Here is a 21601-nt window from a genome sequence, read left to right as displayed (position 1 = left end):
GGTCCCGCAGCGGTCCTTGGGCGACCGCTGCGGGACGGGGAACGTCACGTGCGTCCGGTGGCGCACAACTGCCCGTCGATCAGGGTGTTCGCGGCCTGCATGGTGTCCAGGTCCGGGGCGGAGCCGTCGCCGGTGGCCTCGACGACGACCACGTGCCGGCCGTCCGCGCTGACACCGTTGCGGGTCATGTAGCCGGGGATGTCCCCGGCGTGGCCGTAGTAGCTGCCTCCGCAGGTGAGGTCGACCCGCATGAGGCCGAGGCCGTAGCGTGCTCCGGGCCAGAGGTCGTCCAGTTCCTCGGCCCGTACGGTCGTCCTCATCTCGGCCAGTTGGGCGGGCCCGAGCAGCTTGCCCTTCATCAGCGCCGAGTAGAACCTGGTCAGGTCGGCGGTGTTGCTGATCATACCGCCGGCCGCGCCCGCTCCGCTCGGATTGAACAGGGTGACGTCGATCGGTGAGCTTCCGCCGAACGCCGAGTAGCCCCGCAGGTGCCGGCCCGGGATGCGGGGGTCGGTGACGGGCGCGTAGGTGTCACGCAGGCCCAGGGGGTGGATGATGCGGCGTGTCACCTCACGCTGCCAACTGCGCCCGGTCGTCCTCTCGATGATCATCCCGGCGAGGGTGTAGTTGGTGTTGGAGTACTCCCACTCGGTGCCGGGCGCGAAGTTCGGCGCGTGCCGCATCGCGATGGCCACGAGCTGGGTGTCCGTCCAGGTGTCGAAACGTCCTGCGCGGAATGCCGCGGCGTCGGAGAGCAGGGGAAAGTCCGCGGTGTAGTTGAACAGGCCGCTGGTGTGGTTCAGCAACTGCCGGACGGTGATGCGGTTTCCGTCGTTGCCGTTGCCCGACACCACTCCCGGCAGCAGTTCCTCGACCGTGTCGTCCAGTGACAGACGCCCCTCGCCGACCAGTTGCAGGACGACCGTGGCGACGAAGGTCTTGGTGGTACTGGCGATCCGGAACTTGTCGTCGGGGTGCGCCGGGCGGCCCGTCCTGCGGTCGGAGACGCCGGCGGTGGCGTGGCGGGCCCCCTGCGGGCCGGTCGACCGGGCGAGCACGCCCACGGCCCCCGTCCGCTGGACGGCGTCCGTCTGCCGGTGCAAGGTGTCGGCAGCCGGGTCGGTCGCGGTCGATCCGGCCGCCGGTGTCATCAGGCCGAGGCCGGCGAGTGCGGTGACCAGGACGGTGGTCACGACGCGGTGGCCGCGGGGGCGGGGCTTGGTGGCTGTTGCCATGGTCGTCCGGCTCCTTGCAGGTCGGTGGCACGGGGTCGATCCGGTGTGCTCCCAACCTAGGGAGAAGCCCTCTGCCGCACGATGGGGCCAGCAGGCCAGTGGGGGTACAGCCTGCCCCACCATGCCGCGGGCGGCCGCTGGTGGGGGAAGGCGCGCGGCGGCCGGGCCACCGTGTCCTCGCGGAACTCCGCTATACGAGAGTGGACTTGACGCATCAGATGGGTGTCCTCGATGCGGTCCAGGTAGAGGCACCGGGCGGCCAGGCCCGGCAGGTCGAAAGCGAAGTACAGCGACATCAGCGGGTTGACGAACAACTCGCTGCCGCGGGTGCGGTCGGTGAAGCGGACGTCGCCGAACGAGCCGCGTACGGCTGCCGCGACGGAGCCGTTCACGATGCTGGGACGGTCGGGGGCGTGCTGGTGCGCGTGCGCCACCGCGTCCAGATACAGTGCGCCTTCCCGGGTGGCGCGTGAGAGCGAGAACGCGCCGAGGTAGGCGCCGTCGCGTTCCAGGGCGGCGATGTTCTCCAGCACCTGCACGTGGTTGACGCCGTGGTGGGCGTCCACTCCGAACCCGACCGACACCACGAGGCGGTGGGGTACGCCGTCCAGCGCGGCCGGGGCCGCCACGCTGGTGAGGTCCTCCTCCGGTGTGCCGAGGCCCGTTTCGTCGCCGCGCAGCAGGATGTCTGTCCCCCGTCGACCAGGACCACGGCATCGATGCCGTGCAGGTCGATCAGTGCCCGGTACGCCGCGCGCAGCGGGCGTACGCCGGTCTGCGGGAAGGCGTACACGGTCGCCGGGTAGCCGAGCCGTTGCAGCCACTGGGCGAGGGTCCGCTCGGGGAAGTAGCTCTGGTGCGGGGCGGACCGGGGGTGACGACGGCCAGGTCGTCGGCGGCCCAGTCCTCGGCGGCCAGTCCGGCCAGTGCGCTGAAGGACAGGTTCGCCAGGTACACGTCCTTGCCCTGGTGGAGGAGGGAGAGCGCCAGCGGCAGGCCGGAGTAGATGTCGAATCCGCCGCCGGCGCCCGCCACGAGGATCCGTTCGGAGTCGGCGAGCCGGTCGAAGAGCGGGTTGGTGTGGAGAGACGGCGCCATTGTCATGTACGTTTCGCAGCCGGGTCGACGGATTTCCTCGGGTCGGCGGGAAGGTCGGCGCGCGGGCGCGCCCGTGTCAGAACGGCAGCTTGCCACGTGCCCGCCGGCCCGCGGAGCCGCTGCGGGAGACGGCCCGCGAGCTGGACCGGAAGGGCTTGCTGAACAGACGGCCGAGCGGGCCCGGAGCCTTGGAGCCGGCCCGGGAGCCGGCACCGAGGGTGCGTTGCGTTCCGTTCTGGGGGTGCCGCGAGAACCGCGGGAGGAGGAAGGCGAGGACAGCGATGACCACGCAGACAGCGATGATGCCGACGACCATCATGGGGGCCTCCTGGTGAAGTCGGGGTGCCGTACCGGCACGCTCGTGTGGCACCTCGTTCCCCGTTCTTCCGGGGACACGCGTCCGCGCCGCGGACTGCCTGCGCCGGATCCGGGACGGCGGCCCTCACCTCACGCCCGCTCACTCCCACCGGCCAGAGCCGAGCGCATGTGGTGGAGGCGGTCCAGCGAGCGCCTGCGCATCCACAGGACCCAGGCGCAGAGCCCGATCACGGCGAGCGCGGTGACCGCCGGAAGGACCAGCGTCCCGGTCACGACGCCGAGAACGACCACGGCCACCGCGAGGAAGCCCATGGCCGCGAACCAGTAGGGCATCCACCGGCGGGCCCCTTCCATCTGCCGCAGCTGCACGTCGACCAGCCGGCGCATCGCCTCCCGCTTCTCGGGCTCCGCGGGCACCTCCCGGTGCCGGACCCCCCGGTTGAGGCGGGCGATCTCACCCGCGTCGGCCCCCACCGCGCGGCCGAGCCGACGGCGCTGCAGAGCCAGGAACGTGACGGCGACGGCGGCGTAGAGCCCGCCCTGGATCAGCCACAAGGCCGGGGCCTCGTCCCTGCGGAGCAGAGCCGTGACTCCCACTCCCACGGCGAAGACCAGGACCGCCTGGGCGGTCAGACTGCGGTCGAGCCGGCGTTTGAAGGCGCCCACGACGCGTACCCCCTCGAGGATGGACGACATACCTGTGTCCACCCCGGATACCCCGCGCCCCGGGGTTCACCGACGGGCCGTCAGATCATTCCGGGCTCCCGTGGGTGGCGCCGTCGGAGCTCTTCTCGTCCTCCAGCACCCGAGGACCGGACTCCGGGTCGTGGCGCCTGTCGGCGAGGTGGGGCGAAGACGTTCTCGACGGGCCGGTCGACGTCGACGACGACCTCGAACCGAGTACTCATGCCCGCTCCGCGGGACAGCGGGCCGAGCCGCGGCGCCGTGGGGGGCCGGAGGTGATGGGGGATCGGGGCGGAGGGCGCCGGCCCGAGGTGCCGCATCCAGCCGGACCGGATGGCGCCGCTCCGGTCAGGTCGTGCGCGCTCCCCCATCACTTTCGATCACGTGCTCGTCGCGTTACGCGGTACTCCCTGTCCCGAGGCCGCGGCGGGTATCAGGGCAGGGTCCATTTCTGGTTGGGTCCGGTGTGGCAGGTCCACAGGTGGACCGGCGTCCCGTCGTTCCACGTACCGCCCGAGGCGTCCAGGCACTTGCCCGACTGCGGATTGCGCACCGTGCCGTCCGGCTGCGCCGCCCACCTCTGCGCCCCCGTCCCGTTGCACGTCCACATCTGCACCCGCGTCCCGTCCGCACTCGCCCCACCGGACACGTCCAGACACCTGCCCAGCGCCCTCAGCGAACCGTCACCCGCCACACTCCACCGCTGCGCCGCCGTCGAGTTGCACGACCAGATCTGCACCTGCGTCCCGTCCGCACTCGCCCCACCGGACACATCCAGACACTTCCCACCGACCCCCCTCACCTCACCCACGCGAGGGTCGGAGGGAGAGGCGGACTGTTTGATCCGGATGTTGCGGAAGGAGGTCTCGTCACCGTCACCGTGGTTCTGCAGGCCGATGTGGCCCTGCCGCAGGCTGCGCGCCGGGTCGGTGTTGGTGAAGTCGTTGATCTTCCGGCCGTTGAGGAAGATCTCCAGCCGCTCACCCGTGACGCGGATCTCGTAGGTGTTCCACTCCCCCGGCGGATTCAGCGCGGCGTCCCGCGCGGCCAGGTCGGCGGACCGGAATCCGTACACGGCTCCCGTGGTGCGGTCGGCGGCGTCGGTGGCGTCGATCTGGATCTCGTAGCCGTTGTCCACCGCGGACCACGGGTCGTCGGAGGCGGGAAAGCCCACGAAGACACCGGAGTTGTCGTCGCCGTGCAGTTTCCAGTCCAGTTTCAGCGAGTAGTCGCCGGTGAACTCCTCGGCGTCGTACCAGAGCATGCCCAGTCCGCCGTGCGAGGTGAGGGTGCCGTCGGTCAGGGTGAAGCCGCCGGGCCCGGCCTGCTTCCAGCCGGTGGTGGACGTCCCGTCGAACAGGGGCGTGTAGCCGGTCTCCGGGCGGCAGTCGGCCCGGGTGGTGCCGGCGGCCCAGCGGATGCCGCCGAGCAGGTGCCTTCGGAAGGCGGGGTCGGTGTAGGACTCCTCGGTGTGACCGCCTCCGGTGTAGAAGGCGCGGCCACCGGCGTAGTCCTTGCACCAGGCGATCGGGTGGTCCCCGGACATGGTGCCGCCGGAGTAGCTGGATTCGTCGAGCGATGCCAGGACGTGGGCGGTGGCGCGGGGGTTGGTGCGGTAGTTGTACCACTCGTCGGTGCGCTGCCAGGTGCCCCGGAGATGTGCGGTGGCGTCGTGTGCCCGGTCCTCGACGGTGACGGTGGCGGGCTGGATGGCGGGATGGGACTGGAAGAGGGCGCCGGCGAGCCCCTCGTAGAACGGCCAGTCGTACTCGGTGTCGGCGGCCGCGTGGATGCCGACGTATCCGCCGCCCGCGCCGAGGTACTGCTCGAAGGCGGTCTGCTGGGCGGGGCCGAGGACGTCGCCGGTGGTCGAGAGGAAGACCACGGCCCGGTACTGGGCGAGGTTGGTGGTGGTGAAGGCCGCCGGGTCCTCGGTGGCGGTGACGGAGAAGTTGTTCGCCGTGCCGAGGTCGCGCAGGGCCGTGATGCCTTCGTCGATGGAGGCGTGGCGGTAGCCGGCCGTCCGGGAGAAGACGAGGACGCGGTAGGCGGGGTCGGCCGCCGCGGTGAGTGGGGCCCGGGGTGGGGTCTGGGGCGCCGGTGCGGCGCCGGGCTGAGCCGTGGCCTGGGGTGTCAGGCTGAGCAGGGCGGCGGTGCACAGGGCGAGCGCCGTCTTGAGCGGGGTGCGCATCGTGGGTCGCCTCCTTCCTACGGCAGGGTCCATTTCTGGTTGGGTCCGGTGTGGCAGGTCCACAGGTGGACCGGCGTCCCGTCGTTCCACGTACCGCCCGAGGCGTCCAGGCACTTGCCCGACTGCGGATTGCGCACCGTGCCGTCCGGCTGCGCCGCCCACCTCTGCGCCCCCGTCCCGTTGCACGTCCACATCTGCACCCGCGTCCCGTCCGCACTCGCCCCACCGGACACGTCCAGACACCTGCCCAGCGCCCTCAGCGAACCGTCACCCGCCACACTCCACCGCTGCGCCGCCGTCGAGTTGCACGACCAGATCTGCACCTGCGTCCCGTCCGCACTCGCCCCACCGGACACATCCAGACACTTCCCACCGACCCCCCTCACCTCACCCACGCGAGGGTCGGAGGTGGTGGTGCTGAGGGAGAACTCGTCCACGTCGTACAGGGCTCCGGCGCCGCCCTTGAAGACGAGGTACAGGGTGGTGGGTGACGCCGGGACGCCGCTGAGGGACGTGGTGACGTCCTGGAAGGTTTCCCAGCCGCCGGTGACCGGGACGGTGGCCGTGCCGAGCAGGGTGCCGGCCGGTGAGCCGGCGCGGACCTCGAGGGTGCCGCCGCTGCCGCCGGAGGAGACGCGGGCGGTGAAGCCCGTGGCGTCGTCGAGGCTGTAGGGCGTGAAGGAGATCCAGTCGCCGTTGTGGATGTCGCCGACGGTCCTGCCGCCGTGGGCGGGGGTGTGGTTGATGACCGCGACGCCGGCGGAGTCGCCGTAGTGCTCGGCCTGGCGGCGGCTGGGCTGGGTGATGTGCTGGTCGTGGGTGGTGAGCGCGGGCTGGCCGCCGGCGCCCTTGTCGGTGTACTCGGCGTCGACGACGCCGAAGATGTTGGCGTTGGGGTCGTGTTCGCCGTCCGCCAGGGTCCGCAGGATGCCGGTGCAGCCGGTGGCGGAGGTCTGCGGGTGTCCGTGGCTGTCGTGGCCGATGACGAAGGTGACCTTCACCCGGGCGCAGTCGATGGTCGCGTCCTCCGGGTCGGTGACGGTGACCCGGAAGGGGATGGCGTCGCCGAAGTCGTGGATCCGTCCGTCGGCGGGTGCGTCGATGCGTACGGTCGGGGCGGTGTTGCCGACGGTGATCTGCACGGAGGCTGTGGCGGACCTGCCGGAGGGGTCGGTGACCTTGAGGGTGGCCGTGTACTGGCCGTTGGTGGTGTAGGTGTGGGAGGGGCCGGCGGCGGTGGAGGTGGCTCCGTCGCCGAAGGTCCAGGTGTGGGTGAGGGGGTCGCCGTCGGGGTCCGAGGTGCCGGCCGAGGAGAAGGCGACGGTGAGGGGGGCCGTGCCGGAGGTGGTGTCCGCCCTCGCCTGGGCGACGGGGGCGCGCCCGCCGGTCACGTGCTCGATGCGGTACAGGGCGGAGTTGGCGTCGCCGTTGAAGTAGCCGGTGCCGTAGTCGAGGACGTAGAGGGCGCCGTCCGGGCCGAAGGCCATGTCCATCACCTGGGTGCCGGTCCAGGGGAAGGGGTTGATGGACTGCACGGTTCCGTCGCCGCCGGCCGCGATCCGTTTGATCCAGCGGCGGCCGAACTCGCCGGCGAAGAAGTCGCCGTCGTACTCGGCCGGAAACTTCACCTCGGAGGTGGAGGCGGCGTCGTGGCGGTAGACCGGTCCGCCCATGGGTGACTCGGAGCCGTTGCCGAACTCGGGGACGGAGCCGCCGTCGTAGGGGATCCAGGCGGGCTGGGCGGGGGGCAGGTCGGTCAGGCCGGTGTTGCGGGGTGAGGTGTTCTTCGGCGCCGCGCAGTCGAAGGCCGGGCCAGGGGCGCCGGTGGCGAAGTCACGGTCGGTGTAGGCGTCGTTGTCGCCCGTGCAGTAGGGCCAGCCGAAGTTGCCGGCCCGGGTGACCCGGTTGAACTCGACCTGTCCGGCGGGGCCGCGGGAGGGGTTGGCGGTTCCGGCGTCGGGGCCGTAGTCACCGACGTACACGGTGCCCGTCGCCTTGTCCACGCTCATCCGGAAGGGGTTGCGGAAGCCCATCGCGTAGATCTCGGGGCGGGTCCTCGCGGTGCCGGGCGCGAAGAGATTGCCCGTGGGGATGCTGTAGGTGGCGTCGGCGTTGACCTTGATGCGGAGTATCTTGCCGCGCAGGTCGTTGGTGTTGCCGGCGGAACGCTGTGCGTCGTAGGCGGGATTGCGCGAGGTGCGCTCGTCGATGGGGGTGTAGCCGTCGGAGGCGAAGGGGTTGGTGTCGTCGCCCGTGGAGAGGTAGAGGTTGCCCGCCGCGTCGAAGTCGATGTCGCCGCCGACGTGGCAGCACAGGCCGCGGGAGGCGGGCACGTCGAGGATCTTCCTCTCGCTTCCCGGGTCCAGTGTGCCGTCGGCCTTCAGGACGAAGCGGGACAGCCGGTTGACGCCGTCGAACGGGGTGAAGTCGGAGGGGGATCCGTCAGCGGAGGCGTCACCGGCCGGTGTGCTCGACCTGGGTGCGTAGTAGAGGTAGACGAAGCGGTTGGAGGAGAAGGCGGGGTCGGCCGCGACGCCCTGGAGGCCCTCCTCGTCATGGCTGTAGACGTCCAGCCTGCCCGCCACGGTGGTCGTGCCGGACGCGTCCGTGCGCCGCAGTGTGCCGTCACGCGAGGTGTGCAGCACCGTGCGGTCCGGCAGGACGGCCAGTGTCATGGGTTCGCCCATTTCGGCGACGCCCTTGGCGAGGGTGACCGGCTGGAAGTCCTCGGCTGCCGCGGCCCCGGCGGCGCCCGGTCCGGCCGGGGCGGTTGTCGGAGCGGCGGTGGCGGGGACCATGGGCAGCGCCAGGCCCGTCGCACAGGCCACGGCCGTCAGCAGCGTGCGGACACGTCTGTGTCCAAGCGGTCTCGTGCGCACAGAGATCTCCTGGTCATGGGGGGTTGCGGCGGTCCGGGGACCTGCCGTGAGGAGTCTGGGCGCGCGCCGTCGCGCCGTCGAGCACCGGTCGGTTCAGCCCGATCGGGCTCATGACCGGTTCTTCTCAAGGAAGTTAGCGGGCCTCGACCGAACGCGTAACCCCTTCGGCGTTCGTTCCCGCAACTTCTTCCACGGCGGGGACAAAGTGCCTGGGTGAGACGTCAGGTCAGGGCAGCTCGGCCCACGGGGGCCTGTGGAAGGATGCGAGGCAGCCGATCAGGACCCCTCGCGGCCCCGGGCTGCGAGGACCCACCAGGCGGTGGAGGTGTTGTGGGCGCCGAGGTGCGCGAGGTTCCTCACGAGGGTCGCTTCTGGCGCCGGAGTTACCTGCCCGTCGCGCACGGAAGCCTTGGTCGCATCGGTCGGAGTGCGCCCGGCACGCCTCGCGGTCCGGTCATGCGTGCGTGCCCCCTGCGCCGTTCCGTTCACCTTCCGGCCCTCCGGTGAGCCGGCTCGACAGGCGATACACAACGGTGGCGTCGCGGTACTCCTGACCGGGGCAGACCCTGTCGGGGAGGTGGGTGCGGTCGCTGTGGCTCGTCGACCGGCGTTCCCCGGTGCCGGGGAAGCGGACGGACGTCCTGGGCTGCTCGGTGAAGCGGAGCCGATCGGAGTGGACCGTCGCCCCGAACGAGATGTCCGGAGGCGGGTGCGGTGGTCCCGTGGCCTCCGTTCAGGGCGGCTCCTGCGGCTCCTCGCCGGTGCGGTGGCGACCGGCGCGCGGAGGCATCTTGCCGTCCTCGCCCCGCACGCGACGGGGCCGGGCAGTCGCTCGGCCCCGGGAGGGCGCACTCCGGTCCCGGTCCGCGGTCCGGCGCGGCGCAGTCCGTCGGACCTGCCCGGTTTCACTCGCGTTGTCGTCCCCGGCGGGCACGACGTCCGCGACGGCGTCAGCTCCCTCGTCCGCCGTCCGGCGTGCCGTTCCGGTCACCTCGTCGGCCTCGCCGGCCACGCCTCGGGCGGCGCGGGTGGCCGCCTCACCGGTCCTTCCGACGGTCCGGCCCACCTCACCACCGGCCTCCTCAACCGTCCGCCCGGCGCCGCTGCCCACGTCCCGCACCGCAGCGCCCGCGCCACGGCCGACGTCCTCCGCGACCGTACCGGCGCCACGCCCGACATCCTCCACCGCCGTACCGGCGCCACGCCCGACATCCTCCACCGCCGTACCGGCGCCACGCCCGACATCCTCCACCGCCGTACCGGCGCCCCGGCCCACGTCCCGGACGGCTGCTCCGGCGCCCGTGCCGAGCTCACCCACCGCCTGGCGGGCTCCGCCGCCCACGTCCCGTACGGCGGATCCGACTCCCTGAGCCAGTTCCCGCAGCAGTTCCGGGTTGCGGTCGAGCGTGGTGAGCACCCGGTTGATGATCAGCGCGACGTTGTCGAGACGCACCCTGAGCTGGGCCTGCGCCTCCACACCGGAGATCCCCAGGTGCACCCGGCCGAGCGTGACGTCGGCGCCCACGTTCAGCTTCAGCAGATCCAGCACCTCCGCCTGCAACGACACGTGCGCCCGCAGGTCCTCGACGTCCAGGTCGATCTCGTCGACCTTCAGGAGGGGCACGTCGAGGAAGACGTCGGGGCTCGCACCGGTCGCCGCGGGCGGCCCGCCGGCCGTCTCTTCTCCGGGAGGTGCCGTGTCCGCGTACTCCTCGTCGTAGTACTCCGGTTCCTCGTCGTCCTGCGTGGGCCCGGTGTACTCGTCGTCCGTCTCGACGGGTGCCTCATCGTCCCCGGCGTTGTCGTGCATCACCGCGCTCCCCACGAGGTCGCCGCATCTTTCGTCCCATTGTGTTCCCCTGTGCGGCTCTGTGCGATTCAGGCGCCGTCCGCACGGGTGAGGGAGGTGCCGGCGCGGCCCTCCCGGACGCGCCGGCGCAGTGCGCGGCAGTCGAGGGCGTCCGGTGTGCGCGTGCGGAACCGGTGCGGCCGGTGAAGGCGACGCCGGCGGCGTAGTCGTCATGACAGCGTCATGACGGGCCATCGAGGCGGCGGGGTCCAGGCACCTCGTCGCCCTCCCGGCAGCCGGATCCTTCGCTGGGCCGTGCCCGGCTGAACCGTCGGAGCACGGCGCGCGTACTGAAGAGCAGACGGCCGCACGCCCGCGCGGCCCTGTGCGTCGTACCGACCCGTCCCGAGGAGTACCCAGCGATGAGCACCGCCCGCCTGAGCGACCGGCTCGCCGGCCATCAACCTCTCGTTCTGGGTCTGTTCCGCATCGCCGTCGGCCTGCTGTTCGCCAGCGAGGGCGCCGCCACTCTGTTCGGCGTCCTGGACAGGGAGGCCAGCCCCACAGGTGACTGGCCGTTCTGGTACGCCGGCGTGATCGAGCTCGTGTGCGGAGGCCTCGTCCTCCTCGGCGTCGCTACCCGTGGCGCCGCCTTCCTCAGCTCGGGTGCCATGGCCTTCGCCTACTTCACCGAACACCAGCAGGACGGCCTGTTCCCCCTGCAGAACGGCGGTCTGGCCCCGGCACTGTTCTGCTGGGGCTTCCTCCTTCTGGTCTTCTTCGGGCCGGGCTCCCTGAGCCTGTCCGGTCTGCTCCGGCGCGGCGACACCACCTCGGCGGCCACCCCCGGACAGACCCGCTGACCAGGCGTGGGACGGCTGGCCGCAGGCTGCCGGCCCGCTTCGGTGTCCCAGGCTGACCCGCGCACACCGCGCAGGGCGCCTACCGGGCAGCCGGCGCCACGACCCGGAAGGCCAGACACACGACCGGAGTGGAGTCGTCCACCGGGGTGCCCTCACGCTCCCAGAAGCGACGGTGGCCGTCGCGCCACTCCTCGAGCGTGGCATCGCCCTCGCCCTCGGCCAGGGCGTGCTCCCAGGTGATCTCGCCGAAGGACGTCCGCCGCACGCCGGTGATCTCGAGCGTGGCGACGGCACGGCCGTCGTCGTCCAGGAGCGCCAGCCGCTCCCCCACGTACTCGAGGCCCTCCGTCTCCTCGGCGTACTCGGCCAGCAGACCGGTCGTCGCCGTCTTCCGCCCGGCCAGTACCAGGGAGTTCAGGCGGGCCCTCAGCCCGCCCGGAGTGCCCAGTTCCATGGCGCGCATACCGTCGACCCGTGGCCACACTGCTCATTCACCTCACTCGATCGCACGCGGAGGACGAGTCCTCCGGGCCGGTCATTATCGCGCCGTCACCGTCGGCGGCGGCCCGCGGGTGCGCACGGGTTCACCGCGGTCCGGCAGAGAGGCATTCACCGTCTGTATCGGGGCAATCGGCCCGTACGGCAACTGGCCCGCACACACACTGAGATGAGGGTGACGACATGTCTTTCCCGGAACACCCGCCGACGCGAACCGACTCCGTGCCGACGGACCCTGCCACGGGCAGGAGACGGGGCAACGGACTGGCTGTCGCCGCGCTCGTCCTCGGCATCCTGGCGATCCTCCTCTTCTGGACCGTCTTCGGCGGTGTGGTACTCGGCCTGCTGGCACTCGTCTTCGGCATCATCGGCGCACGCCGGGCCCGGGGCGGCCGGGCCCCGCACGGCGTGATGTCGATCGTCGGCGCGGTGCTCGGCGCGCTGGGCCTCATCGCGTCCGGCGTGATCCTCGCCATCGGTGCGTCGATCCTCAATTCGGACGAGTTCAAGGACTTCGACGACTGTGTCCAGCACGCCGACACGAAGAGCGAACGAGACGCGTGCGCCGAGGACTTCGACCGGGACATGAACAACTGACCGGATCCGGGCGGCCGGGCGGTGACGACCGGTGACGCGCCGGGTTCTGCCCAGCCGAAGGCCGGCTGCCGCAGAACCCGGCGCGTCACCCGTACGGGTGGCGGAAATGGGGGCGGGCAGCGGACCTTCCGGACGACGCGACGGGCGCCTCGGCGTGTCGCGTAGGACAGTGAGACCATGAATCGTCACCGACGCCCACCCCGGCGGGCCCCCTGGGTCGCAGGCGGTGCCGCCGTGCTCCTCCTCGGCGGCGTCGGGGTGTGGGTGTGGGTCGCGCAGGACGACGGCACGCCCAGCCCGACGCCCTCGGCGTCGGCCGACCTGTCGTTGCCGACGCTGAACCCGCTGCCGTCGTGGACCTTCGTAACGAAACCGCCGGGCACGCAGCGGCAGACGCCGCCGGGCACGCTGCTGCCCGAGCCGACGTCCCGGTCTCGTCAGCCGGTACCGCCGGGCCTGCCGCCCCGGCCGGAGCCCCCAGGACAGGCGCCGTCGCCACAGCCGGTGCCGCCCGGACAGCTGCCGACGGCCGAGCCGGCGCCGCCCCTCGACAGGCCGACGGCTCAGCCGGTACCGCCGGGCCAGAGGCCGACGGCCGGAACGGCACCGGGCGGCCGTGAACCGGAGCCCCGTCCACCCGCGACCGGTGCGTCGGCCGGCCACGTGCCACGGACCCCCGCGACACGGGCGCCATCGGCTGCCCGGCCCGAGAAGCCCCGGCCACCGGCCGGGTCCCCGCGGCCCGACTCCCCCGCACGACCCGCGCAACCCGAATCCCCGGCCGCGTCGGCGCGACCCACGCGCTCCGAACCCCCGGACACGTCGGTACGGCCCGAACCGCCCAAGCCGTCCGCCGCACCGCGGGCCCCGGGCCGGTCCGCGAAGCCCCGGTCCCCGGCGCCGTCCGGGGCGGCGAAGCCCTCGGCACCACCCACGCGGCCCCCGGCACCGCCGACACCGACGTCACGACCGGTCCCCTCGCATGCCGTACCACCGCCTCCCGCCGTGACGTCCACGCCGACGCCGCACGCACCGACGTCCGCACCGGCGTCACCCCCTGACCGGCACACGACCCCGGCACCGACAGCGGACAGCCGCGAGGCGGGCGCCACCGAGTGGTACACCTCGCAGGCCGCGACGGCCGCCGCCCGGCGCATGGCCGGCGACGAAACGGTCGGAGATCCCGCCTGTTCCATGGCGGCCGCGGGCCGGCCCGACCCCCTCCTGCTCCCGCGCGACGGCAGGATCGGTATCGGACACCACGGCACCTACTGGTGTCTGGTCTGGTGAGCCGGGCCGGAGCGGCGGCGGTCGGGACGGTGCCGCCTCCGGGGCGGCGCGGGTCTCGCGCCCGTCCTCCGACGGTGTGATACGGGGACGGCCCGGCGCACGGGCGCCGGCCGGCATCCGCGGGCCCGTACCGCACCCGGCGGACGTGGTGCGCACGGCGTAGGCTGCCCTCGGCACGCAGACGGCTGGGTGGGGGAACACATGGCGGCTGGGACGGTCCCGGTGTGGGAGTCGGCGCTCGACTCGGTGGTGGTGTACGCGCAGGGCGCGCTCTGCCGCCGTCTGGCCCGGGGCACGGTGCCGGCGGACGGACGGGTCCGGGTGGCGGGACTTCCCCGGTCGCTGGACCGTGACTCGCTGCGGGCCCGCGTCGTCGGCACGTCCGGGGTGCGGGTCACCGAGGCCCGGGTGGAGGTCGAGGCCGAGCCCCAGGACAGCGGCCGCCAGGACGTGTTGCTGCGCGAGGTGGAGCGTCTGCGCGAGGACTGCGCGGCCGCTCGGGGGCGCCGGGACCGGCAGCTGACCCTGATCGAGGAGATCGGCGCGCTGCGTCCGGTGCCGCCGGCCCGCAAGCGGGACGACCCGCACCGCCGCACACCCGTCGACGCGTGGCTGGCGCTCGCCGACTTCGTCGACGAGCGCCTGACCGTGCTGCACAGCCGGCTCGGCGCACTGGAGGAGGAGCTGCGCCGGGTCGAGCACGAGCTCACCGTCGCGGTGGACAGGCTCTCCCGTGCCTCCACCGACGCGCCCCCGGCCCATGTGGCCACCTCGTTCGGTGCGGTCCTGACGCTGGACGGCGAAGGGGAAGTGGAGGTGGAGGTGGAGTACGGGGTGCCCGGTGCCGTCTGGGTACCGGCCTACCGACTGACGTACCGTCAGGGCGGCGACACCGGGCGTCTGTCGCTGCGGGCGTCGGTGGCCCAGCGCACCGGCGAGGACTGGGCGGGAGTCCGCGTCGCCCTGGCCACCGCGGACCTGCGCCGCCCGACGGAGCTGCCCCGCCTCCGCTCGGTCCGCATCGGACGCAGCCAGCCCGCGCCCGCGCCGTCGGGCTGGCGCGCGCACCCGGAAGGGCTGAGCGGGCTCTTCGCCGGTTACGACACGGCGGGCCCCCGGCCCGCTACGGACGCCGTGCCCGCGCTCGCCGGGGCAGCCGCTCCTGCCGCTCCCCTGCCTCAGCCTCACCCGCCTCCCCCGCCGGCACCGGTCGCCTACGGAGCACCACCGGCCCCCGGCGGCGCGGAGGGCGACTCTCCGCAGGCCTACGGCAGCGGTGCTCCCACGTCTGCGGCCGAGCCCCGGACACAGGCCGGACCGCGTACCGGCGGCGGGCCCGCACGCGTCCCCGCCGCTCCCGGGGCGGCAGCACCGCGGCCCGCGGCGTCCTCGGGCTTCCTCCCCCCACCGCCGCCCACGGCGGGGCCGCCACGACCGCAGACCGCGGAGCTCGACTACACCGCGCTCGTCCTGTGCGGCCCGGAGGAACCGGAGGGCCGCCGGGGCCGGCTGTTCCCCGGCTCCGGTTTCGACCCGGTGGCCGTCGAGTACCGCCGCCGCGCCGAAGCGGTGGCCGCGCTTCCCCTTCCCGGGCACGCCGTCCGGCCCCGGGAGTCCGCCGGTTCCTTCGACCACCGGTTCGATGCCGCCGCTCCGGCGGACATCCCTTCGGACGGCACCTGGCACACCGTCACGGTCGGCGAGATCCCGGTGGGCCTGCGCACCGAGTACCTCTGTGTGCCGTCCGTGGAGCAGACCGTGTACGCGACGCTGATGCTCTCCAACGCCACGGCGCAGGCACTGCTCGCCGGTCCGGTGGAGGTGACCGTGGACGAGGAGTACCTGCTGACCACCTCCTTGCCCACACTCGCACCGGGCGGTGTGTGCCGGGTGGGGCTGGGACCTGCCGAGGCCGTGGCGGTCACCCGTCGTACGAGTCTGCGCGAGTCGACGTCGGGGCTGCGCAACAACGTCACCGTGCTCGACCACGGGGTTCACGTGGAGCTGGCCAACCGGCTCGCCGTTCCCGTCCGCGTGGAGGTGCGCGAGCGGGTGCCCGTGACGTCCGACGCGGACGTCCGGATCGAGGAACGGGCCGACTGGACGGCGCCTGGGAGCGACGGCGCGCCGGAGCGGCACGCGCCGGGCACCCGGCTGTGGCGGGTGGAACTGCCCCCCGGTGGCACCGCCGTCCGCGACGGCGGCTACGTGATCCGGATCCCGGCCGGCAAGGCCCTCACTGGCGGCAACCGCAGGAGCTGACAGCCATGTCTACGTCACCGGAGCCGATCCCGCTGATCGCTCTTCCCGTCACCGCCGTCACCTGCACGGAGGACCGCGCCCACGTGGAGCGGACCGCCGTGCTCGATCTGCGGGCCGGCACCCGGCGCCTGCGCCTCGGACCGGTCAGCGCGCTCGCCGTGGACCATACCCTCCAGGCCGAACTGACCGGCGGCCACCCGGCGACCGTGCTCGACGTGCGGCTCGTCCGCACCTGGACCCCGCGCGGGCCGGGGCCCGCCGGCGACGACTCCGCGCTGCGCCGGCGGGTGAGGGCCCTGGAGGAGGAGCGGTCGGTCCTGGAGCGGCGCCGTGACCGGCTGCGAGCCCGTGTCGAACTGCTGGGCCGTGTGGCCGCCGACCTGCTGCGGGACATCGCCGAGGGTGCCGGCTGCGGAGAGCCCGAGCGGGAGCGCTGGAACCGGGAGCTGGACCGGGTCGACGGCGCACGCGACTCCTGCGGTGAGCGGCTGCGCGCGGTGGAGGCCGGGCTGGCCGGCGTCGCCGGCGAACTCTCCGACGCCCAGCGGTCGTTGGATCTCTTCGGGACGCAGCCCGCGGAGCTGACCGGCCACATCGAGCTGACCGTCCACGCCCCGGCCGACGGGCGGGCCGAGTTGCGTCTGAGCCATCTCACCCCGTGCGCCCTGTGGCGGCCCGCCTACCGGGCCGTGCTCGACGGCCGGGAGCTCACCCTGGAGACGGACGCGATCGTCTGGCAGCGCACCGGCGAGGACTGGCCGGACGTACGGCTGACCCTGTCGACCGCCCGCTCCGCGTCGGCGGGTGAACCGCCGCGGCTCGGCGAGGACCGGCTGACGCTCACGGACCGCACGGCCACGGAGCGCCGTACCGTCCATGTCGGCCTGCGCGAGGAGGACATCGCGGACCTTGGTCCCAGTCCCGCCGCCGTGCCCGGACTGCCGGGAGTGGACGACGGCGGGGAGGTGCGGGTCCTCCACTCCCCCGCGCCGGTCACCGTGCCGGCTGACGGCCGCGCCCACCGCGTCCCGCTGTCCTCCTTCACCTCTGCCGCCCGCAGTGAGTACACCTGCTCGCCCGAACTGTCGCCGCTGGTCAGCCAGGTGGTGCGGTGCGTCAACCGGTCCGGTCACGCACTGCTCGCGGGGCCCGTCGACCTCATCGGCGGCAGCGGCTTCGGCGGACGCGGCATCCTGGACTTCACCGCCCCGGGCGCCCCCTTCGAGCTGGCCTTCGGCGGCCGGGACGACCACCGGGTCCTGAGGCAGACCGAGGAGACCCGTGAGACCGCCGGGATGGGCCAGCGGACCGTCCTCACCCGGACCGTCCGGCTGCACCTGTCCAGGTTCTCCGCCCCCGGGGACGACGACGACCGGGTGATCGTCCTGCGGGAGCGCATCCCGGTCTCCGAGGTGTCGGCTGTGGAGGTGCGGCTGCACCGGGACGCCTGCTCGCCCGTGCCCGACGCGGTCGACGAGGACGGCATCGTGCGCTGGGACGTCCCGCTGGGCCCGGGTGGCCGGCGCGCGGTCACCCTGGTCTACGAGGTGTCGGCGAGCGGCAAGGTCACCGGTCTTTGACCGCGTGAGGGAAGCGACCGTGGTCCGCGGCGGGGCCCGCCGCGCGGGCGGGCTCCTGATCGCGGCCCTCCCGAGACCTGGCGATCCTCCGCTACCGAGGGGTAGGAAGCCGCTCCGTCTTGCTATACAGTTCGTCAGCAAGCGGCGGCCGTTACCCGTGGTAATAGCGCATGGTCTCGACCCGGAGGAGCCCTCAGCATGGCCAGCAGCACCTCTCAGCCGGAGGCCCGGACCCATCCCTCGGACGACGGTGTGGCCCGGCGGCTGCTCGATTCGTCCGCGCAGCTCTCCTACGACCCGCTCACCGAGGTCGACTGGGACACCCCCCTCGACACGAACTTCCACGGCGCCAGCCCGGAGTGGAGCACGCTCTACGGGACGCCGTACTGGAACGAGATGAGCGAGGCACAGCGCAAGGCGCTGACGCGCCAGGAGGCGGCCTCCGTCGCCAGCACCGGGATCTGGTTCGAGATGATCCTGCAGCAGATGGTGCTGCGGGACATCTACGCCAAGGACCCGACGGACGACACCGTGCAGTGGGCGCTCACCGAGATCGCCGACGAGTGCCGGCACTCGATCATGTTCGCCCGCGGCGCGAAGAAGCTCGGGGCCCCGGCCTACCGTCCGGACCGGGCGGCGCTCGAACTGGGCAGGTTCTTCAAGACCGTCGCCTTCGGCGAGGCGGCGTACGCGTCGATCCTGGTGGCCGAGGAGGTCCTGGACGTCATGCAGCGCGACTGGATGCGCGACGAGCGGGTCGTGCCGTTCGTCCGCACCATCAACAACATCCATGTCGTCGAGGAGTCGCGGCACATGAAGTTCGCCCGCGACGAGACGCGCCGGCACCTGGCGCGGGCGGGACGGTTGCGCCGCCGGATCCACGCCGTCCTGATCTCCGTCTCGGCGTACGTGATCGTCACCAGCATGGTGAACCGGAAGGTGTACGCCCACGCCGGCCTGGACGAGAAGCGCGCGCTGCGCGAGGCGAAGGCGAACGAGCACCACAAGTCGATGATGCGGGCGAGCTGTTCGGGCCTGATGGAGTTCCTGGCCTCGGTGGGTCTGCTCACCCGGCCGGCGCTCTTCTTCTACAGGCGCGCCCACCTCGTCTGACGACCGCGCCCATCCCCCTGCACCTGTCCCGGCCTTCAGCGGAGCGGACGACCATGGCCTTCGCGATCACCCAGACCTGCTGCAACGACGCCACCTGCGTGTCCGTCTGCCCGGTCAACTGCATTCACCCCACGCCCGAGGAACGGGCCTTCGGCAGCACGGAGATGCTGCACATCGACCCGAAAAGCTGCATCGACTGCGGGGCCTGCGCCGACGCCTGTCCGGTGGACGCCGTGTTCCCCGTCGACCGGCTGCCCGCCACGCAGCGGGAGTACGCACGGATCAACGCCGCCTACTTCGAGCCCGGCGGGGCGCCGGATCCCCCGGACCGGGTGGAGAGTTCCGCGGGCGATCCGGCGGGGCCGGGCCCGAACTTCCACGACTGGGGCGAGCCGTCCTTCGACCGCGTACTGCCCTCGGACTTCGGGCCGCTGCGGGTCGCGATCGTCGGCACCGGACCGGCCGGCATGTACGCCGCCAGGGACCTGCTGCTGCACACACGGGCCGAGGTGACCCTCATCGACCGGCTCCCGGTCGCCGGCGGACTCGTCCGGTACGGCGTGGCACCCGACCATCCGTCCACCAAGAAGGTGGGCGAGACCTTCGCCCGGTTCCACACCCATCCGCGGGTGCGGACGCACCTGGGTCTCGACGTGGGCGTCCACATCACGGCGGAGGAGCTCGCCGCCCACCACGACGCGGTGATCTACGCGGTGGGCGCGGCCACCGACCGTCGGCTCGGCATCCCCGGCGAGGAACTGCCCGGCTGTGTCTCTGCCACCGCCTTCGTCGCCTGGTACAACGCGCATCCCGAGGCCGCCCCGGACGCCGTCGACCTGTCGGCGGAGCGTGTCGTCGTGGTCGGCAACGGCAACGTCGCCCTCGACGTCGCCCGCATCCTGGTCACCGACCCGGACACGCTGGCCGGCACGGCGATCGCCGGCCACGCGCTGGCGGAGCTGCGCCGCAGCAAGGTGCGCGAGGTGGTGGTGCTCGGCCGCCGCGGCCCGGGCGAAGCGGCGTACACCCGGTCCGAACTGCTCGCCCTGAAGCACCTTCCCGGGGTGGACCTGCTCGTAGACGACCACGATCCGCGCGTCGGCCCGGCCGTCGATGCCGCCGGGCCGGGGGACAAGGCGGCGGTGCTGCGGGATGTGGCGCGCGGGGCCGTCGACTGGTCCCTGCCGCCGGATGTCCGGGGACGGCGGCGCATCGTGTTCCGTTTCCTCTCGGCCCCGGTGGAGGTGTGCGGAGGCGAGCACACCCGCGCCGTGCGCGTCACCGGCGGCACCGGGGAGGTGGAGATCCCCGCCGGCCTGGTCCTGCGCGCGGTCGGCTACCGCGGGGTCCCGCAGGCCGGGCTGCCGTTCGACGAGGCCAACGGGACCGTCCCGAACGAGCTCGGACGGGTGCGCGGCAGGCCGGGGACGTACGTCGTGGGGTGGAGCAAGCGCGGACCGTCGGGCGGGATCGGCGCCAACCGCGCGTGCGCGGCCGAGACCGTCGGCTCCCTGCTCGCCGACGCGGTGGCGGGCGCACTGCCCGCACCGGCCGCCGGCCCGAAGGCGTTCCGCCGCCTGGTCCGCCGCCGCCGGCGCCGCTGACGCCGCCCGTACGTGCGGGCCGGAGGGCCCCTCGACGTGCCGGGCACGTCGGGGGCCCTCCGTGTCACCCGGCCGGGGTCGGGTGGTGCGGCATGGCGAGATGTGCCAGGTCTCCCGGTGGGGAGCCGGTGACCGGCCAGAGCGGTGCCGGTGTGCCGTCGGCCACCGCCGCGGGGGCGTCGGTGAGGTTCATCCGCTCACGGAGGCGGCCGTAGAAGTCCATGGGGCCGAACCGGGCGGCGCGCAGCTTGAGCGGCGACGCGTACACCCCGAGCCAGTCCCCGGGACCGATCACACCGTGGAGCTGGCCGTCGATGCTGACCGCGGCGCGGCCCGAGTGTTCGAGCACCCGCAGCCCGACGGGCTCGTCCGGGGCGGCGACGACGGAGCGGTTGAACGTCATGTGCGGCGCCACGGGCGTGAAGACGAGTGCCTCGGCGCCCGGCGAGACCACCGGGCCGCCGGCGGCGAAGCTGTAGGCGGTCGAGCCCGTCGGTGTGGCCACCAGCAGCGCGTCGGCGGAGTACGAGGCCAGGAGCCGGCCGGCGATGTAGACACCGACCGAGACCTGCCGGTCCCGGGCGAGCTTCTCCAGCACGACGTCGTTGAGGGCGGTCACGTCCAGCGGGATGCCCCACTCGCCTCCCGTCTCGCAGTCGGTGCGCACGCTCGTCGGGGGCAGGAGCGGGCCCCGGCCGTACCTCATCAGCGCTTCGATGTCCGAGGGCACCTCGAGGCGGCGGGAGGCACGCATCGTCAGCAGCATGCGCCGCTCCACGTCGAGCCGGTCCTCGTGCACGGCGTCCAGGGCCGTGCGTACCAGGCCCATGGGCACCTCGGTCAGGAAACCCACCCGGCCGAGGTCGACTCCGAGCACCAGAGCGTCGATGGCGCCGGCCAGCCGGGCACCGCGCAGGAAGGTGCCGTCCCCGCCGAGCGTGACGACGAGGTCGGGGTCCCCGGCCGCCGCCACTTCCTCCCGGGCGCTGTGCCGCCCGCCGTCGTTCCACACGTCGATGTCCTTGCAGGGGACGGCGTGCTCGGCACACCAGGCCCGGACCGTGCGGGCCGCCTCCGCGGCCTCGGGACGTCCGCCGTGCACGACCATGCCGACCCGGCCCACCGCCATCTGCGCCTCCTGGACGTCCGCCTCGACCGGCTGTGCCCCCATCCTGACCCGTGCGAGGGCCGCCGGCGCGCCGCACCACGCCGCAGCGGCCCGGTTCCGCGGGCGCGGTACCGGGCCGCCGGGTGACGCCGGTGGCCGATCAGCCCTGCCGGGCCTTGGAACGCGGATCCTTCTTGTTGATCACGAACGTCACGCCGCGCCGGCGCACGACCTGGGCGCCGGGCCTGGACTTCAGCGAGCGCAGGGACGCGCGCACCTTCATCACGGTCTCCTTTCGCGGAACGGTACGGCGGGGGACGGTGGTCACCGCTCTTCGCGGAAGAGGACGTGCCCTCCGGCGACCGGGTCGTACTTCCGCAGGACGAGCCGGTCGGGGTCGTTCAGCCGGCTCTTGCGCGTCACGTAGGTGACGCCGGTACCGGCCGTCGACCTCAGCTTGACGACGGGCCGCGCGGTGCTGCGTGCCATGGG

At 73.1% G+C, this 21601-nt stretch carries 17 protein-coding genes and 1 pseudogene; 7 read left to right on the top strand and 11 right to left on the bottom strand.

Features of this window, described 5'->3' with window-relative positions; genetic code table 11:
* Positions 1–44 precede the first annotated feature (44 nt).
* The 7 genes and pseudogenes from ACZ6A9_RS29705 to ACZ6A9_RS29675 all read right to left on the bottom strand — a co-directional run bounded on the left by ACZ6A9_RS29705 (position 45) and on the right by ACZ6A9_RS29675 (position 10215).
* The gene (locus tag ACZ6A9_RS29705; RefSeq protein ID WP_468991624.1) at positions 45–1235 is read right to left on the bottom strand and encodes a serine hydrolase domain-containing protein; all 1191 of its coding nucleotides are present in this window, start codon (positions 1233–1235) and stop codon (positions 45–47) included.
* 140 nt (positions 1236–1375) lie between these two features.
* Positions 1376–2333 (bottom strand): annotated as a pseudogene (locus ACZ6A9_RS29700) (DUF1152 domain-containing protein); the annotation flags it as partial.
* 76 nt (positions 2334–2409) lie between these two features.
* Entirely contained in the window at positions 2410–2652 is a 243-nt protein-coding gene (locus tag ACZ6A9_RS29695; RefSeq protein WP_190101217.1) for a DUF6411 family protein, read from the bottom strand.
* Between the two features lie 128 nt (positions 2653–2780).
* Positions 2781–3347 (bottom strand): hypothetical protein, encoded by a 567-nt coding sequence (locus ACZ6A9_RS29690; protein ID WP_468991620.1) that lies wholly within the window; start codon positions 3345–3347, stop codon positions 2781–2783.
* A 421-nt stretch (positions 3348–3768) separates the two neighbouring features.
* Positions 3769–5526 (bottom strand): lectin, encoded by a 1758-nt coding sequence (locus ACZ6A9_RS29685; protein WP_468991618.1) that lies wholly within the window; start codon positions 5524–5526, stop codon positions 3769–3771.
* Between the two features lie 17 nt (positions 5527–5543).
* A complete protein-coding gene (locus ACZ6A9_RS29680; RefSeq protein ID WP_468991615.1) occupies positions 5544–8405 on the bottom strand; it encodes a lectin in 2862 nt (953 codons plus the stop codon).
* Between the two features lie 733 nt (positions 8406–9138).
* Complete coding sequence (locus tag ACZ6A9_RS29675) at positions 9139–10215, bottom strand: hypothetical protein (RefSeq protein ID WP_468991613.1); 1077 nt, start codon at positions 10213–10215, stop codon at positions 9139–9141.
* Positions 10216–10616: 401 nt separating this feature from the next.
* Between ACZ6A9_RS29675 and ACZ6A9_RS29670 the strand changes: the two genes are divergently transcribed.
* Positions 10617–11057 (top strand): DoxX family protein, encoded by a 441-nt coding sequence (locus ACZ6A9_RS29670; RefSeq protein WP_468991608.1) that lies wholly within the window; start codon positions 10617–10619, stop codon positions 11055–11057.
* Positions 11058–11136: 79 nt separating this feature from the next.
* Here ACZ6A9_RS29670 and ACZ6A9_RS29665 read toward each other — a convergent pair whose 3' ends face one another.
* Positions 11137–11511: an ASCH domain-containing protein gene (locus ACZ6A9_RS29665; protein WP_468991605.1), complete on the bottom strand. Its 375-nt coding sequence runs from the start codon at positions 11509–11511 to the stop codon at positions 11137–11139.
* Positions 11512–11738: 227 nt separating this feature from the next.
* On the opposite strand from ACZ6A9_RS29665, the gene ACZ6A9_RS29660 reads away from it, so the two are divergent.
* The 6 genes from ACZ6A9_RS29660 (at position 11739) to ACZ6A9_RS29635 (ending at position 20001) form a co-directional block, all read left to right on the top strand.
* Positions 11739–12152, top strand: a complete 414-nt coding sequence (locus ACZ6A9_RS29660; RefSeq protein WP_468991602.1) for a DUF4190 domain-containing protein — start codon at positions 11739–11741, stop codon at positions 12150–12152.
* 1005 nt (positions 12153–13157) lie between these two features.
* Entirely contained in the window at positions 13158–13442 is a 285-nt protein-coding gene (locus ACZ6A9_RS29655) for a hypothetical protein (RefSeq protein WP_468991599.1), read from the top strand.
* Between the two features lie 201 nt (positions 13443–13643).
* Positions 13644–15704 (top strand): DUF4139 domain-containing protein, encoded by a 2061-nt coding sequence (locus ACZ6A9_RS29650; RefSeq protein ID WP_468991598.1) that lies wholly within the window; start codon positions 13644–13646, stop codon positions 15702–15704.
* Between the two features lie 5 nt (positions 15705–15709).
* Positions 15710–17284, top strand: a complete 1575-nt coding sequence (locus ACZ6A9_RS29645) for a mucoidy inhibitor MuiA family protein (RefSeq protein WP_468991594.1) — start codon at positions 15710–15712, stop codon at positions 17282–17284.
* Between the two features lie 198 nt (positions 17285–17482).
* Positions 17483–18397, top strand: a complete 915-nt coding sequence (locus ACZ6A9_RS29640) for an AurF N-oxygenase family protein (RefSeq protein ID WP_468991590.1) — start codon at positions 17483–17485, stop codon at positions 18395–18397.
* Positions 18398–18450: 53 nt separating this feature from the next.
* The gene (locus ACZ6A9_RS29635) at positions 18451–20001 is read left to right on the top strand and encodes an FAD-dependent oxidoreductase (protein ID WP_468991586.1); all 1551 of its coding nucleotides are present in this window, start codon (positions 18451–18453) and stop codon (positions 19999–20001) included.
* Positions 20002–20065: 64 nt separating this feature from the next.
* Here the strand turns inward: ACZ6A9_RS29635 and ACZ6A9_RS29630 are convergent, their stop codons facing one another.
* The 3 genes from ACZ6A9_RS29630 to rpmG all read right to left on the bottom strand — a co-directional run bounded on the left by ACZ6A9_RS29630 (position 20066) and on the right by rpmG (position 21598).
* Positions 20066–21130, bottom strand: coding sequence for an NAD(+)/NADH kinase (locus ACZ6A9_RS29630; RefSeq protein ID WP_468991736.1), 1065 nt, complete (start codon positions 21128–21130; stop codon positions 20066–20068).
* Positions 21131–21269: 139 nt separating this feature from the next.
* Positions 21270–21392: a type B 50S ribosomal protein L36 gene (gene ykgO, locus ACZ6A9_RS29625; protein ID WP_468991583.1), complete on the bottom strand. Its 123-nt coding sequence runs from the start codon at positions 21390–21392 to the stop codon at positions 21270–21272.
* A gap of 41 nt (positions 21393–21433) precedes the next feature.
* A complete protein-coding gene (gene rpmG, locus ACZ6A9_RS29620) occupies positions 21434–21598 on the bottom strand; it encodes a 50S ribosomal protein L33 (protein WP_189559932.1) in 165 nt (54 codons plus the stop codon).
* Positions 21599–21601: the final 3 nt, after the last annotated feature.

The sequence above is a fragment of the Streptomyces sp. NPDC041124 genome, assembly GCF_055592385.1.
This window is presented reverse-complemented; position numbering and strand designations above follow the sequence as displayed.

Excerpts from the sequence above, each read along its gene's own strand:
- ACZ6A9_RS29705 (WP_468991624.1), bottom strand. The coding sequence starts at position 1,235 with ATGGCAACAGCCACCAAGCCCCGCCCCCGCGGCCACCGCGTCGTGACC.
- ACZ6A9_RS29695 (WP_190101217.1), bottom strand. The coding sequence starts at position 2,652 with ATGATGGTCGTCGGCATCATCGCTGTCTGCGTGGTCATCGCTGTCCTC.
- ACZ6A9_RS29690 (WP_468991620.1), bottom strand. The coding sequence starts at position 3,347 with ATGTCGTCCATCCTCGAGGGGGTACGCGTCGTGGGCGCCTTCAAACGC.
- ACZ6A9_RS29685 (WP_468991618.1), bottom strand. The coding sequence starts at position 5,526 with ATGCGCACCCCGCTCAAGACGGCGCTCGCCCTGTGCACCGCCGCCCTG.
- ACZ6A9_RS29675 (WP_468991613.1), bottom strand. The coding sequence starts at position 10,215 with ATGCACGACAACGCCGGGGACGATGAGGCACCCGTCGAGACGGACGAC.
- ACZ6A9_RS29670 (WP_468991608.1), top strand. The coding sequence starts at position 10,617 with ATGAGCACCGCCCGCCTGAGCGACCGGCTCGCCGGCCATCAACCTCTC.
- ACZ6A9_RS29665 (WP_468991605.1), bottom strand. The coding sequence starts at position 11,511 with ATGGAACTGGGCACTCCGGGCGGGCTGAGGGCCCGCCTGAACTCCCTG.
- ACZ6A9_RS29660 (WP_468991602.1), top strand. The coding sequence starts at position 11,739 with ATGTCTTTCCCGGAACACCCGCCGACGCGAACCGACTCCGTGCCGACG.
- ACZ6A9_RS29650 (WP_468991598.1), top strand. The coding sequence starts at position 13,644 with ATGGCGGCTGGGACGGTCCCGGTGTGGGAGTCGGCGCTCGACTCGGTG.
- ACZ6A9_RS29645 (WP_468991594.1), top strand. The coding sequence starts at position 15,710 with ATGTCTACGTCACCGGAGCCGATCCCGCTGATCGCTCTTCCCGTCACC.
- ACZ6A9_RS29640 (WP_468991590.1), top strand. The coding sequence starts at position 17,483 with ATGGCCAGCAGCACCTCTCAGCCGGAGGCCCGGACCCATCCCTCGGAC.
- ACZ6A9_RS29635 (WP_468991586.1), top strand. The coding sequence starts at position 18,451 with ATGGCCTTCGCGATCACCCAGACCTGCTGCAACGACGCCACCTGCGTG.
- ACZ6A9_RS29630 (WP_468991736.1), bottom strand. The coding sequence starts at position 21,130 with ATGGCGGTGGGCCGGGTCGGCATGGTCGTGCACGGCGGACGTCCCGAG.
- ykgO (WP_468991583.1), bottom strand. The coding sequence starts at position 21,392 with ATGAAGGTGCGCGCGTCCCTGCGCTCGCTGAAGTCCAGGCCCGGCGCC.
- rpmG (WP_189559932.1), bottom strand. The coding sequence starts at position 21,598 with ATGGCACGCAGCACCGCGCGGCCCGTCGTCAAGCTGAGGTCGACGGCC.